This is a genomic window from Zarconia sp., from assembly GCF_057467645.1.
This window is the reverse complement of record NZ_JBRJXU010000013.1, coordinates 1-22,900: the sequence shown is the minus strand read 5'-3', so window position 1 is coordinate 22,900 and position 22,900 is coordinate 1. Positions and strand designations below refer to the sequence as shown.

The window sequence follows — 22,900 nt, the reverse complement described above, 5'->3', positions numbered from 1 at the left end:
GGGAATCTTGGCTTGGATGGCAGCAATTTCTACAGGTTCGGTTTGGGCGCGGAAGGTGGCGCTGCGGCGAGCAAGGGTGGTCTCCAGTTGGTTGGCTTCGGTTTCGAGTTGGGTGAGTCGGGCGCGATATTGTTCCGGTGGTAGGTTGGCGGGAGGATTGAAGGTGAGGGCAGACAGTTCTCGGCGGATATCGGCGAGTTGGTCTAGAATCTCTTGGTCTTCGGGGGTGAGGTTTTGGCGCAACAGTTGCAGGCTGCTGGTTCCGGCATCGAGGATGCGACCTTTGCGGCGTAGCAGAGTGGTCAGCGCGAGTTGGGCAGCTTCGGGGGAGTTGGGGGCGGTTTGTAGGTGGAGGGAGAGCGCCCAATTGGTGCTGCCTGAAATCGTGGCAGCATAGGCTTGGCGCTGGGCATCGGCGAGGGTGGCGAGGTTGAGGTCTAGGTTCCGTTCTTCAATATTGAGACCCGCCTGAAAGTAGGTTAGGGCTTCATCGTACCTTCCCTGGGCTTGGTACAGTCTGGCCAGGTTGTTGAGGCTGGTGGCGACATCGGGATGGCGCTCTCCTAATTGCTCCCGGCGAATCTCCAGGGCTTGCTGGTAGAGGGGTTCGGCTTCATAGTACCGTCCCCGATCTTGGTAGAGCATTGCCAGGTTATTGAGGCTGGTGGCGACATCGGGATGGCGCTCTCCCCATTGCTCCCGGCGAATCTCCAGTGCTTGCTGGTAGAGGGGTTCGACTTCGCTGTACCGTCCCTGGGCTTGGTAGAGCAATCCTAAGTTGTCGAGGTTGGTGGCGACATCGGGATGGCGCTCTCCCCAGTGCTCCTGGAAAATCTCCAGGGCTTGCTGGTAGAGGGGCTCGGCTTCACCATACCTTCCCTGGGCTTGGTACAGCCCGGCCAGGTTGTTGAGGCTCATAGCCATAAACACATCGGGAAGGCGCTCTCCCAGTTGCTCCCGGACTACGTGCTCCCGGAAAATCTCCAGGGCTTGCTGGTAGAGGGGTTCGGCTTCGGCGTACCTTCCCTGGGCGCGATAGAGCTGTGCCAGGTAGTCGAGGCTTTGGGCGACACCTAGAGGGCGCTCTTCCAACTGCTCCCGGCGAATCTCCAGGGCTTGCTGGTAGAGGGGTTCGGCTTCACCGTACCTTCCCTGGGTGCGATAAAGTTCTGCGAGGTTCTCGAGGCTGTCGATCGTCTCGGGATGGCGCTCTCCTACGTGCTCCCGACCAATATCGAGGGCAAGCTGCATGAGGGGTTCGGCTTCGGCGTACCTTCCCTGGATTCGGTACAGCGCGGCTAGTAGGTTGAGGCGATCGATCGCCTCGGGATCGCGCTCTCCCAATTGCTCGAGACGAATCTCCAGAACGAGCTGTAAAATCTCCGAGGCTTGTCGGTAGCTGGGTTTGGCTTCAACGCCTGGGTCTAGATAGAGTTCTAGTAGTTGGTTGAAGCTGGTAGCGACATCGGGGTGGCGTTCTCCCAACTGCTCCCGGAAAATCTCCAGGGCGAGTTGCATGAGGGGTTCGGCTTCGGCGTACCTTCCCTGGGCGCGATAGACTTCTGCCAGGTGGTTGAGGCTGGTGGCGACATCGGGATGGCGTTCTCCTAACTGATTGCGGTGAATCGTTAGGCTTTCCTCAAACAAAGGCTCAGCCTCACTGTAGCGACCTTGCCGAAACAGTTCGAGTGCTTGCTCGTTGAGTTGACTGGCTCGCTGTAAAGCCAAGTCGGTAGCCATCGTCGATCGCCAACTAAGGGTATATTGACCGATCGATCCACCACCATAGGAATTGGCAACAATGTGATAAGTTCCAGTTGAGGGTAAAGTGACGACGATTCGTGCATTCGTACTACCACTCCCATCATCATCTTCAGCAATTTTCTCTCCTTCTGGTCCGATGAGGATGAGATAAGTGTCAAATTCCTCACTGACCATTTCGATCGAGATAGTTTCCCCTGCTACCCCCTCAAAGGAATGAATGTTGTAGTAACTACCATCATTGAGGATTTGGCTGTTCTCATTTAGCTGCCCCGTCACCGAACCGGGTGTCACCTGTGCCAACTGTTGGGGGGTTGCTCTCCGGGGTAGCAGTCCCGTACTCCCTATCGCCAGCAGCATCGCCAGCACTCCACCTGCCACAGCTCGACTCTGCCTCATGTTCGATCGCTCCTACACTCTCTTCTGTAGAATACATATTTCCCGGCGCAGAGAGCTTATACAGTTCTCCAGTCTCGTTCATCTCAGACCACAGACATCGTGTTGGCAAGCTGGAGGAGACGGAGGGACGGGGAGGAATTCTATCGAACCCGGCAAATCGATCGCCTACGCCTCATTCACCTCAATCGTCACGGAGAAGGCCGCCAGCTTTGAAGTATCGACATTGTATTGATTTCGCAATGCGGGGGCGGCACTGGCATTGCGGCCGGCACGGTTGAGGTCGCCGAGAATGTCTGCCACAATGCTAAAAGCACTATCTCGAACCGATCGCGATCGCTCGTCTGCTTCGGCAAAGGGAATGAGCTGCCCCCCGCGAATCGAACGGTCTGAAAGGCGCTGGAGAGACAGCAACGTATCCCGCAGTTGCTCGGTACTGGCAATAACGAGAACTTCAAAGGAACCCACCGGTCCCCGAATCGGCAGGTAGAAAACATCATCGTCTTTGGGAATGACGATACTCTCCCCCGGACTGAGTTCGGCATCGATTTCCGGGGCATCCCAATAACTGGGATGGTAAACGAACATATCCCCATCCCGTTCGGTGGCGATGACGGCGACGTAAAGGGAACGGTTTTCGTTGTTCGTCACCCGCAACGACATCTCTTCCCCAATCCGCATCTGGGCAATTTGGGTGGTTTGGAAATTGGCACCCGATCGAGAACCGCTTCGGGTTCCGCCAACACCGCCACGTTGCATCGATATCACCTCCACCGCAACGTTCAACTCGGACGCATTGGGATTGAGAATCGTCTTTATCGCCCGGTTCGCCAGCAACAACCGCAAGCGCGCCGATAACCGTTCTAACGCCTGTCCCATCTCCTCGTATTGAGAACCGAAGGTGGTGGGAATGGGGTCGAGGGAGTTGGCAAACAGACCGATACTGCCGTTCTCTAGGGTGAAAACATCGGCGAGATTACCTCGATTTTGCCCCTCGACGACCGCTTGCACCGTTTCGTCGAACCGTCCCAGGAGATAGTCGGTTTCCGTTTCTCCGTTGACTTCCTCGATGACTTCGACGCGATCGAATCCCGCTAAAATTTGACGGGCGCGGGCGGTCTCTTCCCCCAGGGATTCGTGGAGGCCCACCCGCAGTTGAATATCGGTGGGAATGCCGCGAATGTATTCTCGCATCAGCATTCCCGGTTCGACGGTAATGTTTTGAGCTTCTTCAGCGTCGTCTGGGGCGACGAGTTGTCCGTAACCCCGCAGGCCATCCCGTCGGGTTTGTTTCACCTGGGCGATCGCATTTCCTCCCGCATCGATTAGCTCGAAAATCGACTCCGTTTGCTCCAAGCCGCGCGGTGTCATGCCCCCCAGCCAAAATTCGAGGGTTCCGTCAGGTAGAATCGATCGCACCACGGCATCGGCAGCGGGAGTAGTGGGATTTATCAGGTAAGGCGGTTGGGTATCGAGAGTCGTACCGGGTCGAGCAAAATAGATCGGGTCTTGGCTGCCGCCGAGTTCGTCCGCTTCGCTGCGGGTAATTCGGGCTAAATCCACGAAAACGTCACCCAGAGGGCGGGAGGAGGCGGTTTGCCACAGGTAGCGGGTGAGCAAATAGGTGAAAATGCCTGATTTAAAGTTGGCAATATTGGTTTCGGCTGCAAGTTGGGTGGCGCGCGCCGAGGTCATGGCAACCCCCTTGGCAATGCCGGTCTGACGCATTTCTTGCACTTGCTCTCGGGTCAGCCCCAAATCGGCGATGAGTTGCCCTTGAAAGTCTTGTTCTACTCGAGCGGGCATCAAGTCGGTGTCGTCCAGGGTCGCCCGGTAGACCAAATTTCCCCGCACGCCGCCTCCGGAATAGCAGCTATCTAAAACCAGAGTGACGTTATCGGTTTTCAGGGCGTGGCACAACAGAAAAATGGTACTGCCCATGATGACATTGGCTTCGCCGGGGGCGGTTCCGTCTTGGAAATCGACGGGGACGATAGCGCCGTTGTAGTTGTTGCCGTTGTCATCTTTAAAGTTCTCGTAGTTGCCCGAACCCAGATAATCGGCTTGAGAATCGTAAGTAATGGGGTGGGGGTCGCGGATATAGGTTCCGTGGCCGGAGTAGTGGAAGATGACCGCATCCCCCGGTTGGGCTTGACCTAAATGAGTTTGAAAGGCATCGAGAATGGCTTGTCGGGTGGGCGGGGTAATGATTTCTTTAGCCGGGAGATTGAGGGTGGCATCGGAGACGATGACGATATCCTGGGGGTCGAAGCCGTAGCGGTGTACCAGGAGTTCGTATTGGAGGCGCACGTCATTGAGGCAGCCGTTGAGGGGGCTAATGGAACCGGAGTATTGGTTGATGCCGACTAAGAGTGCGAGTTTGCGTCCGGTGGATTGGGCGAGGGCGCGGTGGAGGCGATCGGCTCGAATGTCGATGTGGCTGAGGGCGATCGCGGCGAAGGTGGAGGTGGTCAGTTGGAGGAAGTGGCGGCGTTTCATGGGTTAAGTAATAAGTAATAAGTAAGAAGTAATAAGGGGGGAGGGGGGAAGGGGGAAGGGGGAATGGGGAAGACGCGGTGACGCGGGGATGCGGGGACGCGGAGAGAGGGGGAGCCTCACAGTGAATTTAAGCTGGGGAAGCTGGGGGAGCAGGGTGGGTAAAACTCTTGAATTTTCGTTGTTCTTACGATCGACAATTGCCCGATTGTCAAAAACCTACACTTGTTCGAAATGGGGAATGGATGGTTTGGGTTTGAGAATTGATTTTATTTTTAGACATAGGCGCGAAAATTAAAATTGCAATCAATTTTCGCGCTTGAACCATCTATTCTCACCCCCGTTCCCCGTTCCCTCTATTTCCTCCAGATGTCTTTTGATTTTCGGGTCTATATTTCATGGGTGGGGAGCGATCGATTGGCAACGTTCGGTAGATTGGCAGACGAAATGACGAAATGGGGTATCGATTGCATCGATTTTGCCAGAAATCCGGTTCTGGAGTCTCGATCGATGATGGGGAACGGTTGGAATTTGAGGTTTGTTAACATTTCTTCGTGCAGAATGATGGGTTGAGGTTTGGTACAACGGGGTTGGCACGGGGGCACTACCCCGACTTGTCGCCCATCAATATTTGAGCGCTTATCTATACTTATTTTTGGGCAGGGGAGGCTTATGCAGTTGGGGCGATCGCATCAATGGTTAAGTAATAAGTAGTAAGTAATAAGTAATAAGTGGGGAATGGCGCATGGGTTTCAGGTTTCGGATGTGGAGTGTCAGTCTGCGATCGCAAAGTCTACAACCCAATTCAGGAGGTCATTGTCTTATGAAACGAGATGAGGTTCTAGAAATTATTGCCGAACATCGAAAACCGTTATAAGAAATGGGAGTCAAATCTCTAAATTTATTCGGTTCTGTGGCGCGGGATGAAGCCAGACCTGATAGTGACATCGACTTTTTAGTTGAGTTCGAGCGACCGGGGGGACTGTTTCAACTTTTAAAAGTGCAGTATTATTTGGAAGATATTCTCAACTCTTCTGTGGATTTGGGAACTGAAGATGCGTTGAAAGAGCATTTGCGAGAACCCGTACTCAAGGATGTCATCCATGCCTTCATCAGGGATAAGTAATAAGTGATAAGTAATAAGTAATAAGTGAAGATTAGTATTGAGAGTTATTAGGGTGAATATTCAGAAAGGTGAGTCTAGAATAGAGATGCTATTTAGATTTTAAATCTTTGATAGTGGTCGTGAGAATTTTGATGATTTCGAGGAGTTCTTGTTGCATCATTAAAAACTTATTTTCGGATACAAGCTGAGACTTTATCATTATTTTTATCCAGTATTGTGTTTCTGAGGCTTCTTTTAAAGCGATCGAGTATTTAGAGATAAAATCATTTCTCGATTGAGCGTAGAGGGCTTCCGCACAATTAGCTCCAATACTTGTTCCGCTTCGGAGAAATTGCTTGGATAATATTTTGCCAGCATCATCAAAATCTCTTTTTTTTAGTTCGGCATATGCTTTGATGACGCGAACGGCAAAGTTTTCCGTCCGTTGCTGAATTGTAACTTTAGATTGATTCACTTAATTTAAGTAATAAGTAATAGACATCTCCGGAATATAATTTTTGCCGTTTGTTATGTCGTATAATTTTATTTTTGTGACGAGACTTTGCCGCCCATGACGAATCTTGAAGAATATCTCGATCGCCACCCTAAAGAAACAAAAAGATTAATCGGCATCTCGGAGACACAATTGAAGGATTTGCTGAGGAGCGCCCAAAAACTTCATGAAGAAAAACAAGGTTCTCGACATCGGCTAATTCGCTCTGGAGGAGGTCGCCGTCGCTCCTTATCTGTCAAGCAAGAGTTACTATTGACTTTAATTTACTTACATCAATATCCCACCTTTCAGTTTTTAGGAATTCAATTTGGAGTAAGTGAATCGACTGCCAATGATATTTTTCATTATTGGGTGAAGATTTTACAAGAGCGACTGCCAGCTAGCTTGATGGAACAAGTAAAAAAAAAAGAGGGTGAGTGGTCTTGGATTGAAGAAATCTTGTCAGAGCAAGAATTAATCGTAGATAGCTCTCAACAGTATCGAGAAAGACCTCAGAACCAGAAAGAACAGAAAAAACATTATTCAGGATACAAAGGTGGACATACTTTTAAAAATCAATTAGTTATTACGGAAGATGGTCGAGAACTCGTCGATTTAGTTGTGGGGTATCCCGGACCCATCAACGATCTAAAATTATGGGAATCTCAACGGCATAAATTTAGTTCAAGTCAAAGTTTTCAAGGGGATGCAGGATACATCGGAGAGGTAACAATCTCCGCACCGCATAAAAAACCGAAAAAAGGAAAACTTACATCAACCCAAAAAGAAGAAAATCGTCAAAAAGCAAGGCGAAGAATTCGAGTCGAACACATGATTCGATTAGGTAAAGTCTTTCGAGTGGCTTCCGAAAGATTCCGTCTAAGTCCTCGACATTATGAGTCAGTTATCTCTCTAATATTTGGATTAGTTCGATATCGAATCGGCAATATAATCTTAACCTGAAAAGAGACCGGTTTGACCGGAGCCGATCGAATCAGAACGTCGAACCAACTCAAAAAGTTTTGCAAAAATTGCTCGAAACCCCTAAGAAATCGTTGAAGCATGCGAAGCAATCCCCATCCAAGAAAATCAACAAAAGTTATACAGGATAAGGGGTTTAAGATTTTCGGAGATGTCTAATAAGTTGAGAGTGGGAGATTTGTAAGTAATAATGTTTCGGTGAAAATTGAAGTCTGAAACCCTTGATGTAAGCATTCAGGTCTTGGGGTTGTCAACCCCAAGACCTGAATGCTTACCTTTAAACTTCAAACTTCAAACTTCCCACTTATTACTTATTACTTATTACTTATTACTTCCCCAAAGCTTATTACTTCCCTAACTTTCTCCAATCAACGTAAACGCCGCCCAATCTTTGGGGTCGGGATGGGTTTCTATCGTCGTCAGCATGGCCTGTCGCAAGGCCTGGGCTTTGGGTTGTCCCGCATCGAGCTGGGCGTAAAACTCCCGCATCAACTCGGCGGTGGGGGCATCGGGAACGGACCACAGGGAGACGACGATGCTGGGAACTCCGGCGGCGACGAAGGCACGAGACAGCCCGATTACGCCATCTCCGGTGATGCGCCCTCGCCCGGTATCGCAGGCACTCAGGACGACTAAGTTCGCTTGCAAGTCCAGTTGCAGGATTTCGCTGGAGGTGAGCAGGCCATCTTCGCCGCCACCGGAAGCTAGGGCAATGGCACCGGGGAGGTCGCGGCTGCCGGTTTGCTGGGGGTCGCCGTATTCGAGTAAGCCGTGGGTGGCCAGGTGGATGGAGTCGGCACGGGCAATCTGTTGTTTGACGGTGGCTTCGGTGGCAGCGTCGCCGAGGAGAGGGGAGGCGTTGAGGAAATTGGCAATGTTGCGGGCTTCAGTTGCTGCGCCCGAGAGAGGAGAGAGGGTGAAATCCTCGAATTTGCCTTCATCGGAAAGGAAAGTGACGGTGGGCATGGTGGGGTTGCCGACGATGAGGGGATTGCGGTTGGTGGCGGTGTGGTTGGTAGCGATGTTGTTGGTGAGTTGCAGGACTTGGATGGAGGGGGCGGTGAGGATGGTGTGTTTTTCCAGGAGGTATTTGCCGTCGGGGTCTTTGAGGGCGGGGAAGGGGACGAGGAAGAGTTCGCCTTGGGGAATGAAGATGACGTTTTCCTCGGGATTGGTGGGGAGAAGGTTGGCGATGGGGGTGACGAGGAGGTCGTGGAGTTGGGTAAGTTGGCGATCTCTTTGGGCCTGGAGTTGTGCGAGGGCTTCTTCTCGAATTGCATAGGGAGCATTTGCATTGCGACTGTCACTATCGGGATTGCTGACATTACGGCTGCCGCGAACGCCGATGGTTTGGCGGGTGGTGGTGACGAGAGTGCTGAGGTCGATGTTGGTGAGGGGTTGCTGGCGGAAGGTGATGTTGCCGTCGGAGGAGATGACCCAGATGTAGAGAACAGGGTCAAACTCTTGACTATCTGGAATGATGGAATACTCAACTAGGGTATTTTGCTGCTGCTGGGCAAAGGCGGTCATTTCCTCCAGATTGGGCGGTTCGATACTGACCACTTCATCCTTTGTTGCCAATCGTTGAGCTAACAACTCGGCAAATGCTCTTGCGCGACCTCGTTCGGCAATTTCTAAGGCAGCTTCGGTCTTGTCTTGAGCGATGAATGCTTGTTGAAGGAGGCTAAAAGTATTTTGTTGCGTTTCAAATAGAGCGATTTTGTTAGTGTCATTGAGACCAGGGGTGCGGAGGGCATCTAAGATATCAACAGCCTGAGTCAAGGTATCTTCTGCAAGCGTAGGCTGTTTAGTTAGTAGGTACATCAAGCCCAGATTATTGAGAGCATTTCCTTCCCTGTCGGGAGCGCCAAGTTGGCGAGCAATGGTTAGAGATTGCTCGTAGTACTCAATCGCCTGTCTATATTCACCGAGACGATGATAAGGAATACCCAAATTTCCCAGGGCAGCACTTTCACCAGCCCGATCTCTGATTTCGCCAGCGATGGTTAGGGATTGCTCGAACAGTTCAATGGCTCGTTTGTATTCACTCAGGTTAAGATAAGCAACACCTAAGTTGTTCAAGGTACTTCTTTCCCCTAACCGATCGCCGATGTCTCGGGCAATAGCTAAGGATTGCTCGTAATAGTCAATCGCTTGTCTGTACTCGCTGAGGCTATCGTATACATTGCCCAAATTTAACAAGGCGAGACTTTCACCAGCCCGATCTCCGATTTCGCGGGCGATAGTTAGGGATTGCTCGAATAGGTCAATAGCCTGTCTGTATTCACCGAGACGACTGTATGTCTTGCCCAAATTCCCGAGGATAAAACTTTCTCCCGCTCGATTGCCGATGTTGCGGGCAATGACTAAGGATTGCTCGAACAGGTCAATGGCTTGTCTGTATTCACTCAGCTTAAGATAAGCACCACCTAAATTCCCGAGGACGATCCCTTCACTAGCTCGATCTCCAATTTCGCGAGCGATAGTTAGGGATTGCTCGAATAGGTCAATGGTCTGTCTGTATTCGCCGAGACTACTGTAAGCAGTACTCAAATTCCCGAGGACGATCCCTTCACCAGCTCGATCTCCAATTTCGCGGGCAATAGCTAAAGCTCGTTTGTGGAAGTCAATGGCTCGTTCGTATTCACTGAGGTTAAAGTAAATAGCACCCAAATTTCCCAGAGCAATACCTTCACCAGCCCGATTGCCGATGTCGCGGGCAATAGCTAAGGATTGCTCGTAGAAATCAATGGCTCGTTCGTAGTCACTGAGGTTGTTGTAGGCATTACCCAAACCATTTAAGGTACGACCTTCCTCTGCACGACTGCCAATTTCACGGGCAATGGCTAAAGCTTGCTCGTGGAAGTCAATGGCTCGTTCGTATTCTCCGAGGCTATTGTAGACATTGCCTAGATTTTTCAGAGTCCGACCTTCATCGGCGCGACTTTCCTGGGGAAACGCTTTGCGAATGCCGCTTTCTCGGGAAATCGCTAAAGCTTGTTCGTGAAACTCAATGGCACGTTCGTATTCGCCCAGATAAAAGAAAGTCACCCCCAGATTTCCCAGGGCTTTTCCTTCCCCTAAGCGATTGCCAATTCCTCGGGCAATCGTTAAAGCTTGTTCGTGAAACTCAATGGCACGTTCGTATTCGCCGAGGCTATTGTAGGCTTTACCTAAATTCGCCAGGGTATTACCTTCTCCCACTTGACTGTCCTGGGGAAATGCTTCGCGAATGTCACTTTCCCGATAAATGGCTAATGCTCGTTCGGAAGATGCGATCGCCTCTCGAAACTGACCGCTTTCAAGTTGTCCGATTCCTTGTTCGAGCAAGCGATCGGCTTCTTCTTTACGACTCTGGGCTTGCGCCAGAGAGAACGATTCTTCTAAAAGTGGTTCTTGGTTCGATGGAGATGGTGCGGCGGCGATTCTCCAGAGGAGAGGCGATGCCAACGCATTCGGAATTGCCAGCACCATGAATCCCAGCGATAACCCCAGTTGTTGCCATATTTGTCGAATTATCTGTCGATTCATCCCATTTCCCGATATAACCGTTGTCGAACCCGATCGATTGGGAGCATTGTAATCCGGTTATCTGCCATTGAGATAATCGAGATTGAGAATTTCCCAAATCGGGGTCTGTCTATTCATAAAACCCAGGGCGATCGACTTATGCAATTGCGTTACATCGGGCGCGTCTGAGAAAAGGGCGATCGACCTATAGCAATTCTCAGTTTTCTGAGGTACACCCAAATTTTATTTCCTATTCCCCGTTCCCTAAAACCAGAAAATCTGTACTTCATGAGTGTGAGAACCGCTATATAATCTTGAAGTATCGAGATATCGAGCCATTTTAGATGCACGCCAGCTTATCGTTTCATTACGATTGCTATAATCATCAATCGAATATCCCGATCTAAGGAAATCGATCGCCTTGAGTGACAGTAATACGACTTCCGATCGCAGCCCGGAAGTTGAAATTGTAGAACAAGATATAACAGACCCAACGATTCAAGTCGGAAGCCAGTGTGAATGGACGGGAACTGGAGCTGAGCCTCAGTGGGATAATCCTAAATCGACAAAAGCTTACGATCGTATCGATCGCCATCATGGGCCTCAACTCAAACCCGAATATTTAAAAGGAAGGGCGGCTAGTACAAACAAAGACCAAGGACAGTGGTTCGATCTCGAAGAAGTGGTTCTGGCTGAAAAATCCGCACCGAAGCATCCAGGTCGATACGTTCTGGGTTTTCCCCAGCCTATTGGTCGAGTGTATCATCCAGATGGAAGCATCACCGACGATGTAACCGAAGCTGCCATCGGCAGAAAACAAGATGGGACGCTACGATACGGATATCCCGTTCTCAACACCTATCGCCTCTAGTTGCGCCGCTTAAGGTAATGAATACAGCCCTACAACTCGAACTGGCAAAATTTAACATCAATTTAGGCGACAGATGTTTACAAACCTATGCCGATCCTCCAGAAGATCCCTTAAACGAACTATCTCCATTTGAATTGGGAATTCGCCGATTTTGCTATAACTGCAACTGCCCAGTTTCTCTAGAAATTGGAGAAGAGCGCTTGCAAGTTTTCTTAGATCCAGATATTTGTATGCTTTTGGAAGATAATCTTCCTCAAGAAATTGCCAACCTCGAAAAAGGTCAACGCATTACCCTAGTTTTCTGTGAAAGCGAAACTGTCATCATCGACCTAGCTGCCGAGGGTACAACGATCGACTGTTCTTTGAGTTATTTTGGCTATTCTGTTGGAGAAAAACAGTTTAGCCTCGATCGCGATCGGGTTGTGATGACGTTAAAGCTGTTTCTCTATCAAATTATTGCCAATGCCAGAGATAGTGGCTACATTACCACAGAGGATACCCTAGTTTTTTTTAAACCAACTTTAGTTTCAGCGTGACAAGCCCGATAAGGAGGCGATCGGAATCTCTCCCGAAGCGCTATGAGACTTCCCCTAACTTCGCCCCAACTGCATCAGTCCGATCGAGCCGACATTATAGATCGGTGTAGGGTTATTATCGATCGAACGCGATTTCATCGGAAACGGATACCGATCTCAATCTGGGATGGCGTTTGACGTTCCCTCGGTTTCAACGGTTCGAGGAGGGTGTATGGAGGTAATTGGGTAGAACTACTATGGTTACGCCATCGAGATACTGGACGATTTGGAGATTTGAGACGATCGAGGGGGGACGCATCCGCACTCAGGGATGCCAGTGCGATCGGGCGCAGGCGTTTTTTTTGCGGCTGTTTCCCCAACTGACTCCGAAAATGCAACTCTCCAATGCTCAAGAACGGGAAATTCAAGCCATTTTGCTATCTGCATTCCGCGCGAAGGTTTCTGTTTCTTCCCCCGAAGAACCAGAACTCGAACTCAACCATCGAGCGATCGCGGGATTGTGTTTGCGCTGTTACGTATCCTACGACATTCTCGCCGCTTGCCACCAAATCGCAAGGCAATATAGCAATCGGGACTTGACCTCGGAACGCTTACTGCACGACTTGCTGCCATTTGCTCTCACCGATAACGGGGAGAGGTTAATGGTGCCGGGAGAAAATAGCAAAGAATACCGAGCGATCGAGGGTTATCGCGAGGTGCGAGGTTTTGGGTTGGAGGGAACGGGGGAACCTCCCTCAGTCCCTCCTAAGAGGAGGGAGGCAAGAGGGGAACGGGGAATGGATACGAAATTGGGGTGTACTTCGCAAAGACGAGGAAGGCGATATGCCGAAGGTGTGAATCCCGAGGGTATGAATCTCGATAGTGGGAATCCCGATAGTGGGAATCCCGAAGGTGTGAATTTCGATCGTTCTAATATCCATCCCGATCGAAACCAACTCAGTAATACCGTAGGTGGAAAAGTTGCCACGGGATTGGCGTTGGAAATTTTGGGGTCTTACCAGCTCAAAGATGGTTCCAAAAGTTTGAAAAGCTGGACGCATCTGCTCGTGCGGCAAAGCGACGCACTCAGAAATGTGCTACTCGAACATAGCATCTATATCAGTACCCCGTGGTCGCTGCTCAAAAAAGCCACATCCAGACAACTGGAGACTCTCCCTGAAGGCGATCGCCTTTTGGTGGAAGCTTTCCAGGAAGTCTATCGTCGCGACTGGCTGATGCAACCGCGTCGGGGAATTCCCTGTCCGCCACCTTCTGCCGAACAGTTGGCAGAAATCTTGGGTCTTCTGCAACCCCAAGGCATCGTACCAGATTCTCCGCAATCTCTTATCGACGCACTTAAGAAAATCGCCGACGGACTGCGCCAGGATGAAATTTGGAAGCGACGAAACCATCCCGGCGATCGGCAGTTGAATCCCTTGGAAGGTACCGACCCGGAGACGGGGGATTCTCTCGAATACTTAACCGATCCCAATTCTACTGTCGATTCGTCCCAGCAAGAACAACGGGAGCTGCTCGAATTTATCTACCAACAACTCACGTCGGCTTTGCACTCTGGAATTGAGGAGGGAATTGACGATCGCACTCTCGAACTTTCCCAAAGTCGGGGTTACGCACCGTTTGCTGCCGATTTTACTCGGGGTCTTTGTATGCTGTACGTGCAAAATTTGTCTCAAAGACAGATTGCGCGAGAACTGGGCATTTCCAATCAGTCGAAAGTCAGCCGTATTTTTTCGCCGAAAGCATTACTGTTTCAAGTGCGATTTCGGACGGTCGATCGGCTCGTGCGGATCGTACTCGACAAAGCCCGAGACTTGGGTTTGACTCGGATTCCGCCGGAGAAACATTATCTGAGCAATTTGGTTCGCCAACTTGAAGATTTTGTCGATGCGGAAATTTTTGACGAGGCAACTTCTGAAATTATGGCGGGAACGAATCGTTCTTTCAATAGCGTTTATGCGAAAGAACTTCGGGGCTTTTTAAGTAATAAGTAATAAGTAATGAGTAATAAGTGGGGAAGGGGGAATGTAGCTTAGATGCGTCTCTCAGATGCGAGAAATTTTATCGGTGTTTGAGAGAATGGGGTATCGGAGAGATTAGAAACTTGCAAAATTGTGGCGTTGTTCGAGAATTTTGAAGAGGGAAAAATGATGAATTTTCCAAATTGTACTCGCGATTTAATCGAAATGTTTCCCGAACCGATCGAGTTAGACTCTGATGATTTCGATCGGGCAAGGGAGATAAGTAACCTTCGAGAGAGTGAAACGCGCCAATGGCAAGTTTACCTGAATGTATTAGCAGTGCTGGCGTTGGAAAAATGGTTGAAAGTTCGGCTGCGAGATAAATCGATAGTCTGGCAAGACTGTGCCTTCTTTCAATCTAAATTGGCGAACTTTATCGATGCGGTCAGTCCGATAAATGTGGGAGATTTTCGTCTGTGTTTAGTAGCGATGGAGAGCTTTGCGGATGAAGTAGTGACGGTTCCCAGAGCGGCGATCGAGTTACCGGAATTCGCAGCGCATTTTTACGTTGCCATCGAAGTGTTGGAAGAAGAGGAAGAAGCAATTTTGCGGGGGATATTGCGACGCGATCGACTTTTAGCGTACCAAGAGCAACTGCAAGCAACAGGCGAATCTTACCCATTCTCTTCCACCTCCGATTGGAGTGAGGATATCCCCTTAGCTTGGTTCGACTCTCAACTCGATCGCTTGCTGTACGATTGTCGTTATTTAGACCCTCAAGAGATTCCCCTGCCAGCCGCCGTACCGACTCCCGATTGGACGCGGGGTCAGTTGCGCGAATTTCTGTTGGCATTGCAGCCCGCCGAACCCCAACTCTGGCGGCGTTTGGATTGGGAACGGGGACAAATCGCGCTGCGGTATCCAGAATTGCTCGATGTGGAGATGGCGGCGCTGCCGTCAGAGGCGTTGCATTCCCTCGAAGCCTTACTGGCGTACTTGCGACAACCCACCCTCGTCCGAGAATCGGTGTGTTTGAGTAACTGGTTGAAGCGATCGTTTGAGGAAGGCTGGCAGGAAATCCAAGGTATTCTCACCCCTCGAGAGTTCAGTCCGGTGCGAGGATCTCGAAAGGTGCGAAAATCCGAGCTGGGGCGGAAGACGGATACGGGTAACAGTGCGACTCCAGAGGCGATCGCTGCGGTGATTGAGCTACTGCAACCCGATCGACCTGAAGATACGCGCTGCAAGGCGGCTGGGGTTTTGGGGGAAATTGGTGTCGGATCTGCGGAGGCGGCGGCGGCGCTAACGGAATTGTTGCACGCGGCGCGATCGGAAGAAACGCGCTGGGAAGCGGCACTAAGTTTAGGCAAAGTTGCCCCTAATCATCCCCTGGCAGGGGTAAAACGGGCCCGACTCATCGATTTGGGGGCGCAACTGGGGGGGTATCGAGTGGCACTTTCGGTGGCAATCGTTCCGAAAATAGATGGGAGGCTGGGGATTTGGCTGGAAGTGCAACCGGCAGGGGAGTTAACGGTATTGCCGCCGGAACTGAAACTGAGCGTGTTATCTCCATCGGGTAAAGTTCGCATGGAGGCAGAATCTCGCAGCGATGAAACCGGACGCGGCAAGGATAGTGCGATTTCGCAGTATTTCAGCATCGGCACTGGCAAACGTTTCCAAGTCCGGGTTTCCCTTGGTGATGCCGGGATTGTGGAAACTTTTGTGGTGTAGGAGGGAAGTTTTAAGTAATAAGTAAGAAGTGATAAGTAATAAGTTGGGAGGGAGGAAGTTTTAAGTAAGAAGTAATAAGTAATAAGTGGCGAGCAATAAGTTGATAAGTAATAAGTAATAAGTAATAAGTGGCGAGTAATAAGTGATAAGTAATTATTCCGGAATCTGAAGTGGAAACTTAGGAACTCTAACCAATATTTTTGTCCAGATTTGTCGCATGGTAATAAACTTCCGATCTCCAAGGGTAGAAGGATGTGGAGGCCCTCCAAGCAACCTTGATGTATCCAGTTAGCTCAAAAGCCTTGTCGGAATTAAAAATGAAAAATGAGTACTTATTATCGCCCTTAATCTATGAGAGCCGATCGGTTATTTCTGCTGCACTGCTCTAGATTTTAGTATAATTACTCGATTGATAATTCAGCTCTAGACAGTGTTGGATGACCGATCGACGCTTACACATCACACCCAAAATCTAAAATCGTTCTCCATTCCCGACTTCTCACTTATCACTTCTTACTCACTACTTATTACTTATTACTTATTACTTCTTACTTATTACTTATTACTTATTACTTCTTACTTCTTACTTCTTACTTATTACTTAATGATGGGCAGAATTGCAATTCTACAAATCCGAAACGGTACGCCGGGGCAAGGTCTGGAAGTCTCGTTCCAGGTGGCAGAAGATGGCGGTGCGGCGGAAGTTGCCCTGGATGCTCGGTTGCCGGAAAATACGGGCATTAAGGGGTTGTACGAGTGCTGGCGAGAATCGTTTTGTCAGGTGGCAAGTCGATACAATCGCGATCGCAACAATCGCGATCGACACTTGCGCGCGTTTGAAGAGGAGGATGATGACGACGACGACGATATTATTCCCGAAGTGGGTTTTTCGAGCCATCGTTCTTATCGAGAAGAGGTCATCGACTGTCGTGAGTGGTTTCAAAAGTTGTTTGCCAACATGCAAGTGTGGCTGCAAGCGTCTCCCGATCCGAAGTGGCAAAGAATTCGAGAGCAATTGCAATTGGAGTTGGGGCGAAATCCCGATGGGTTGCGGGTGGTGATTCAAGCAAACGAACCGGCGCTTTGGAAGCTGCCGTGGTTTGCGTGGGATGTGTTGCAAGCGCATCCCCAAGTGGGAATTGCCTACGCTCCCCTGGAGTTTGAAAAAGCGGTTCGAGCCGATGGGGGGAGTCGGCGCGATCGGGTTCGGATTTTGGCGGTGTTTGGCAACAACCACCAGATCGATTTGGAACCCGATCGACTTGCCATTCGATCGCTTGAAGGGGTGGAGGTGGAGTTTTTGGACTCTCCCGATGCCCGATCGCTCATTCAAACTCTGCGGGACGAACGGGGTTGGGATATCTTCTTTTTTGCCGGCCACAGTGGATCGGATGGGGAGACGGGGCAAATTGAGATTAACGAGAATGAGAGTTTGGAAATCGACCAGTTCCAGAATGCCGTGGGCGAAGCGATTTCCCACGGGCTGAAAATTGCCATTTTTAACTCTTGCGATGGGTTGGGGTTGGCGCAGCGACTGGCTCATTTGCGGGTTCCGGCGATTGTGGTGATGCAAGAAATCGTGCCGGATGTGGTGGCGCAGTCGTTTTTGACGGAGTTTCTGCACGAATATGCCGGGGGACGGTCTTTGTACGCATCGGTGCGGCGATCGCGCGAACGGTTGGAGGCGTTTGTAGATTTGCCGGGGGCGACGGGATTGCCGATTGTATTTCAGCATCCGGCAGAGGTTCCGCCGACTTGGGAGGAGTTGCGAGGTGGGGTTGGGGAATCGATCGATGATTCTGTTGGGAAACTCGATCGGGTGGATGGTTTGAGTGGGGAATCCGTCGATGGTTCTGTTGGGAAACTCGATCGGGCAGATGGTTCCGCACCAGAATATTCCGCGTCAGGGTCTTCTCTACCAGGGCACTCCGTACCCGGACATTCCTCGCTAGAACAAACTGGATCGGGGAATTCTGTACCAGGGTCTCCCGCGCCAGGATATCTCGTACCAGAACTACACCCATCGAGACCTCCAAAAACGGCAGCGTTCTCTTGGCGGCAGCGGTTGCAGGCTCTGGTGGCGGTTAGCATTGCGGTGACTGGAGTAGTGATGGGGGTGCGATGGTGGGGGAAATTACAAGCGTGGGAATTGATGGCGTTCGATCGCTTGATGCGACAGCTTCCGGCTGAATCTGCCGATTCGCGCTTGCTATTAGTTGGGGTGGATGAGGAAGATATCCGCGAGTACGGTCATCCGCTTCCCGATCCGATACTCGCTCGGCTGTTGCAGACTTTACAGGGGTATCGACCCTCGGCGATCGGTTTGGATATCGTTCGCGATGGCCCCGTACCCGGTCGTTCGGGGGTTAATTCGACGGCGTATGCGGCGCTGGTAGAACAGTTTCAACAAAACCCAGATTTAATTGGGGTTTGCACTTTTGGCACCGGACTTAAAAATAGTATCGCTCACCTGCCAGAAGTGTCCGAACTGCAAGTGGGATTTGCCGATTTGTACTACGATACGGATTTCAACCCGGCGGACGAAACCACCCGCCGCTACCTCTTATCTCGCCTTCCCAACCCGATCGATACGCCTTCTCGTTGTACGACAAATAAATCCTTTGCGTGGAAATTAGTTTATCGGCATCTCATTGCCAATGGAGTTGAAGTGGACTCGATTCCAGAAGGCTGGCGGTTTGGTTCGGTTGCAGCCAAGCGTTTGAAACGGCGCAGTGGCGGCTATCAAACTTTAGATGCCAGGGGCGACCAGATAATCCTACGGTATCGCAACACCGATCGCCTCGCCCAGGAAGTTTCCGTCCGGGAGGTTCTGGAGAATCGGGAGAACTTCAATCCGGAATGGGTAAAGGGACGGATCGTTCTGATTGGGATGACGGCTGCGAGCGTTCCCGACGTTCACGATACGCCCTATGGTAAGATGCGAGGACTCTACGTCCACGGACATGTCGTCAGTCAAATTTTGAGCGCGATCGATCCGAATGAGAATCGCCCGTTTTTATGGTATTGGTTTCAATGGGGCGATGCGCTTTGGGTTTTCTTTTGGTCGCTCGCGGGTGGAATCGCGGTTACGATCTGGTCGGTTTCAGTTTATCGAGGTTTGGCGATCGGGATTTCTGGGGGCGTTTTATACGGATTCTGTTGGTTTGTGTTGACGAAGGGGGGTTGGATTCCGCTAGTTCCTTCTGTATTGGCTTTGGTGGGAACGGCGGTTTTGATAAGTAATAAGTGATAAGTAATAAGTAATAAGTTGGAAAAGTTTAAGTAATAAGGAAGAAGTGATAATTTGAGAATCGAGAATTGGGAATGGATAAGTGATAAGCGATTAGTTAAAAATGGTCGATTTTTAATTAATCAGTAGTGAGTAATAATTACTTCGTTGATAATGGGGGACTTTAAAGTAATTAACTAGAAAACTTAAAATGGAAAATAGAGTATTAAAAATAAATATTTTTTTAATTTTATAAATAACTAGTCCGAAGCGCTATAAATTTGATTCTGTTATAAAGATTGGTTGTTTTTATGTTATCGATCGGGTGTCTACTCAAACTTAAGCTTCGATTTATATCTCTTTCTGTTTTAACGTTTTTCGCTCTGGAAAACGGTTCACTTGTTCGTGCTACTCCGAAGATTCGATCGAGTTTTTACAGTTTTCAAAATAGTTCTCCAGAACCACAATCAAGTGGAGAAGGTACGCCACCATCGAGTGCGACAGCAGGTTCACGTCCAATCACATCTTGTTTGGATATCGAAAAAACGGTTGTGCCTTTAGTTTACGGTCGAGGAACGGATTTTACTCAGCTAGAACAGCCTAGCTTATTCTTTTATCTTCCTCACGAACTTGAAGAAATTGGTGGTGTTGAAGTTTTGATTAGAGATGATGTGCTTCGACCGTTAGCTCGATATGAAGTTGGGTCGATCGAACAATCTGGGATTATTAAAATAACGATTCCGTATTTTCTGGAAGCCGACAAAAACTATCAAATTATTTTCAAGATTTACTGTGGGGAGAAAACACCCGATCGCAGTAATCCTGATGAAACGAGCATCGTCTGGATACAACGAAGATCGGAAAGTGCGATCGAGATTTCTCCAGATTTAGAACCATTCGAGACATACCAACTTTATCGAAAAAATCAAATTTGGTACGATGCGATCGCCACACTTGCTGACCTGTATTTCACTCAACCTAAAAATATCGAGATTCGCGCAGCTTGGGTCGAACTGCTCGAATCTTTAGCAGTTCCGGAGAATTTACCGGAGAGTTTATCAAACTTGCAATGGCTTGCCCGAGAACCGCTGGTCAATTCAGAATTACATCCACTGCCTTTCAATCCGGTTGAGTCACCATAATTTTGGGAGAACGGGGAATAGGGAACGGGGAATGGGGAACGGTTTTAGGTTTTGGGTATGGGATCTGAGCAGGGTTCGTTGACATACTCACCGTCGTAAACTCCAGCTATAGCGCGGGGGAGTGTCAATTCAGTCGGATGCACCATCAATGGACGATTTCTCCGCTAACGATTCTTGAAATATTCGATATTCTGGAGTCGCCAATCCCAGATTTAGTTGAGTCACCACTTGCGCCCAATTGCCCGCCAACAAATCCGTCACCGCCAACCAGAGTCCCGGAAAGACTCGACTGCGCAGTATCCCATCGGCATCTACATTCAGGTTCGCGTATACCCCGTCCTCGAGTACGAACCAATCGAAGGTGGCATCCACCACCCGCCACACCAAATACTCTCGAACTCCATTGCGGCGATACACCTGCTTTTTCTCGTATAAATCGTAGGATGCGCTGCTGGCAGCGACTTCCACAATCAGTTCCGGCGCACCTTCAATGTAATCGTCCTCAGAAATGTGAGATTGTCCTCCAGCCGCTTCCTGGATTCGCAAGCAAGCATCCGGCTGCGGTTCGTTATCCGCATCCAAGCGCACCGTTGGGTTGTCCATCAGTTCGACACCGGGAGTAGCCTGCCAATATGTTCCCAGCCAGGTCATGATGGCTGCGTGAGGTTGACCGTGTTTTCGGGCGCGAACGGGAGATGCCATGTAGACTTGTCCTTCAATTAATTCGGCTTTTTTGCACTGGGGCATGGCATCGTAACGACGCTCGAACTCTTGGCGCGTCAGGCGGTCGCCATTTTCCAATAGCGGAATTTGGGCGATCGGGGTTTGGGCGAGAGTCATGGCAATAACGTACGATCGATGGGACTCAGGGGAAGGATGGGAATTTTTATTATTGTAGGCGATCGCTTTTTCGGGCGATCGAGATTTCTACCGTTCCGCGAATGGTAGAAATTGCCTGTTGGAATAAGCCGCGATTAATTTATTCTTTTTCTGCTTTTTCTGGTGCATCGTCTGTGGAGGATTGGGATTCGGCAGGTTTTGAGCCTTGTTCGATCGCATTTCTGAGCGTCTTTTTGTTGAGATTAGATTTAGATTTGGGAACTTTTCTTTGCTTGCTTTCGGGAGCTTTTTCAGAAGATTGACTTCCTAGCACTTCGAGTAATTTAAATTTTGCTGCCTCAATTTCTGGGTAATTCTCCGACCACGATGAAATTGCTTTCGAGAGGATGTCGATATCATCGTCTAATGGTTCGACGATCTGCTCTAACTCAGTCAACTGTTCGGGAGAAAAGAGCGTTCGTTGCTGGGTTAAGAGTTCGATGAAGGTATCGATGTTTTGTTCGGGAAAAGACATCGATTGGCGTTCTATTTGAGTAATAGTTTGCACGACGAAATCTAGAGGAAGATCGAGGAGTTGGGAGATCGTCTCCGCATTTAAACCAAAGGTTATCATGCGTGGAATTGCATCCACTTTCGCTTGCCGTTCCCCGACTTCTCGTCCTTCCTCAACGCCTTCTTGTTTCACTTCTTGGTAGAAACGGGTTTGTTTGAGTTCGCTTAAATTTAACATCGCGGCTATTTCCTCGCGGCTTTTTTGGGGAAGTTTGTAGACGATAATGGTTTCGATGAGGTTGATGAAATCCCGTTGCAGGTTGGCATCGAAAAGCTGCCCTCGGGCAAGCGTTATCAACTGTCGCGCCCGTTCTCCTGCCGTTTCCTCCGGCTCGATGACTAGTTTAACAACTTTGACTCCCAAAGCGGGTTCGGCTGCGGTATCGAGTTCGTCTAAATAAATACGCCGAACGCGGGAACAGTTGAGAAGTTCCTCGAATTGTTGCGGCTGTTCGACTTCGATGCGGCGACTGGGATAGAGGACGACAACGCGCCAGGGATGGGAGGGTTTGTATTGTCGTAGATAGAGGAAAAGTTCGCCGAAGATACGATAATACAGGTCGGCATCGGGTTGAAATTGAACTTCCACCAGGTAGAACGGTTTATTCGGTTCGTCGGTTTTGGGTAGGAATAAGCCATCGATGCGAAACGCCAGTTGTTTGATTTCGCGGGAGGTGAATTCATAGGCTGCGGCTTCGTCGGGAGAACGGTGGATGAGTTCGAAGAAGAAACGGGGAAATTCCTGAAACAGGCTGTAGAAAATGGTGTCTGTTTTCATGGATATGAGGAGAGGAAAGGTCGTCTGATGGGTTTTGGTATTGTATTAGACCTCTGGAGGAAAAGAGGGAACAGGGAACGGGGAACGGGGAATGGGGAATGGGAAGGTGCGATCGCTACATCGTACAGCGTTGGATGATACTGTAAGCTTCTCCAATTCTCTCCCCCAGCTCCTTTGTCTCCCGTGTCTTCCCCCTCTCCCTTGTCCGGTGAAGAGGGCAAAGCATTTGGATTTGTTAAGTTTCGCGATTACCCATAATTAATCGCCCAAATGCTTGTGACCCTACATTGTCTCCCTTGTCCCCCTTGTCTCCCTTGTCTATCTCTTCCCCAAAGCCTTCCACTTATTACTTATTACTTATCACTTATTACTTCTCCATCGCCTCCCACTCCCCCGCCAAAATAAACGCCGCCCAATAATAAGGACGACTATATTTCCCCTCTTGCGAAATCGCCTCCAACTGCACCTGACGCAACGCCTCGCTTCGTCCCATCCCCTGCATCAACTTTTCGTAATACCGC

The 22,900-nt window shown here is 49.7% G+C and carries 15 protein-coding genes; 8 read left to right on the top strand and 7 right to left on the bottom strand.

The genetic code is table 11. From position 1 onward, the window contains the following. Positions 1-2,160 (bottom strand): tetratricopeptide repeat protein (locus AC2215_RS02425; RefSeq protein WP_486808356.1); only part of this gene is annotated, 2,160 nt, incomplete at its 3' end. Between the two features lie 165 nt (positions 2,161-2,325). After that, entirely contained in the window at positions 2,326-4,656 is a 2,331-nt protein-coding gene (locus tag AC2215_RS02420) for a caspase family protein (protein ID WP_486808355.1), read from the bottom strand. 877 nt (positions 4,657-5,533) lie between these two features. Between AC2215_RS02420 and AC2215_RS02415 the strand changes: the two genes are divergently transcribed. Further along, the gene (locus AC2215_RS02415) at positions 5,534-5,779 is read left to right on the top strand and encodes a nucleotidyltransferase family protein (protein WP_486808354.1); all 246 of its coding nucleotides are present in this window, start codon (positions 5,534-5,536) and stop codon (positions 5,777-5,779) included. An 88-nt stretch (positions 5,780-5,867) separates the two neighbouring features. Here AC2215_RS02415 and AC2215_RS02410 read toward each other — a convergent pair whose 3' ends face one another. After that, a complete protein-coding gene (locus AC2215_RS02410) occupies positions 5,868-6,233 on the bottom strand; it encodes a four helix bundle protein (protein ID WP_486808353.1) in 366 nt (121 codons plus the stop codon). A 96-nt stretch (positions 6,234-6,329) separates the two neighbouring features. Here AC2215_RS02410 and AC2215_RS02405 point away from each other — a divergent pair, with 96 nt between their 5' ends. Next, the gene (locus tag AC2215_RS02405; RefSeq protein WP_486808352.1) at positions 6,330-7,214 is read left to right on the top strand and encodes a transposase; all 885 of its coding nucleotides are present in this window, start codon (positions 6,330-6,332) and stop codon (positions 7,212-7,214) included. 372 nt (positions 7,215-7,586) lie between these two features. On the opposite strand, the gene AC2215_RS02400 is transcribed toward AC2215_RS02405, so the two are convergent. Next, complete coding sequence (locus AC2215_RS02400) at positions 7,587-10,763, bottom strand: CHAT domain-containing tetratricopeptide repeat protein (protein ID WP_486808351.1); 3,177 nt, start codon at positions 10,761-10,763, stop codon at positions 7,587-7,589. A 400-nt stretch (positions 10,764-11,163) separates the two neighbouring features. Between AC2215_RS02400 and AC2215_RS02395 the strand changes: the two genes are divergently transcribed. From AC2215_RS02395 to AC2215_RS02370, 6 genes are all read left to right on the top strand, one after another. Further along, entirely contained in the window at positions 11,164-11,613 is a 450-nt protein-coding gene (locus AC2215_RS02395; RefSeq protein ID WP_486808350.1) for a hypothetical protein, read from the top strand. 17 nt (positions 11,614-11,630) lie between these two features. Beyond that, positions 11,631-12,149: a hypothetical protein gene (locus AC2215_RS02390; protein ID WP_486808349.1), complete on the top strand. Its 519-nt coding sequence runs from the start codon at positions 11,631-11,633 to the stop codon at positions 12,147-12,149. 236 nt (positions 12,150-12,385) lie between these two features. Further along, positions 12,386-14,140, top strand: coding sequence for a hypothetical protein (locus AC2215_RS02385; protein WP_486808348.1), 1,755 nt, complete (start codon positions 12,386-12,388; stop codon positions 14,138-14,140). 153 nt (positions 14,141-14,293) lie between these two features. Beyond that, positions 14,294-15,838, top strand: a complete 1,545-nt coding sequence (locus AC2215_RS02380) for a DUF1822 family protein (protein ID WP_486808347.1) — start codon at positions 14,294-14,296, stop codon at positions 15,836-15,838. Positions 15,839-16,442: 604 nt separating this feature from the next. Continuing rightward, the gene (locus tag AC2215_RS02375) at positions 16,443-19,088 is read left to right on the top strand and encodes a CHASE2 domain-containing protein (protein WP_486808346.1); all 2,646 of its coding nucleotides are present in this window, start codon (positions 16,443-16,445) and stop codon (positions 19,086-19,088) included. Between the two features lie 290 nt (positions 19,089-19,378). After that, the gene (locus tag AC2215_RS02370) at positions 19,379-20,209 is read left to right on the top strand and encodes a DUF928 domain-containing protein (RefSeq protein ID WP_486808345.1); all 831 of its coding nucleotides are present in this window, start codon (positions 19,379-19,381) and stop codon (positions 20,207-20,209) included. A 129-nt stretch (positions 20,210-20,338) separates the two neighbouring features. Here the strand turns inward: AC2215_RS02370 and AC2215_RS02365 are convergent, their stop codons facing one another. The 3 genes from AC2215_RS02365 to AC2215_RS02355 form a co-directional block, all read right to left on the bottom strand. Next, positions 20,339-21,049 (bottom strand): Uma2 family endonuclease, encoded by a 711-nt coding sequence (locus AC2215_RS02365; protein ID WP_486808344.1) that lies wholly within the window; start codon positions 21,047-21,049, stop codon positions 20,339-20,341. 139 nt (positions 21,050-21,188) lie between these two features. After that, positions 21,189-22,379: an Rpn family recombination-promoting nuclease/putative transposase gene (locus tag AC2215_RS02360; protein ID WP_486808343.1), complete on the bottom strand. Its 1,191-nt coding sequence runs from the start codon at positions 22,377-22,379 to the stop codon at positions 21,189-21,191. A gap of 367 nt (positions 22,380-22,746) precedes the next feature. After that, positions 22,747-22,900: CHAT domain-containing protein (locus AC2215_RS02355; RefSeq protein ID WP_486808357.1), on the bottom strand; the 154-nt coding region annotated here is incomplete at its 5' end.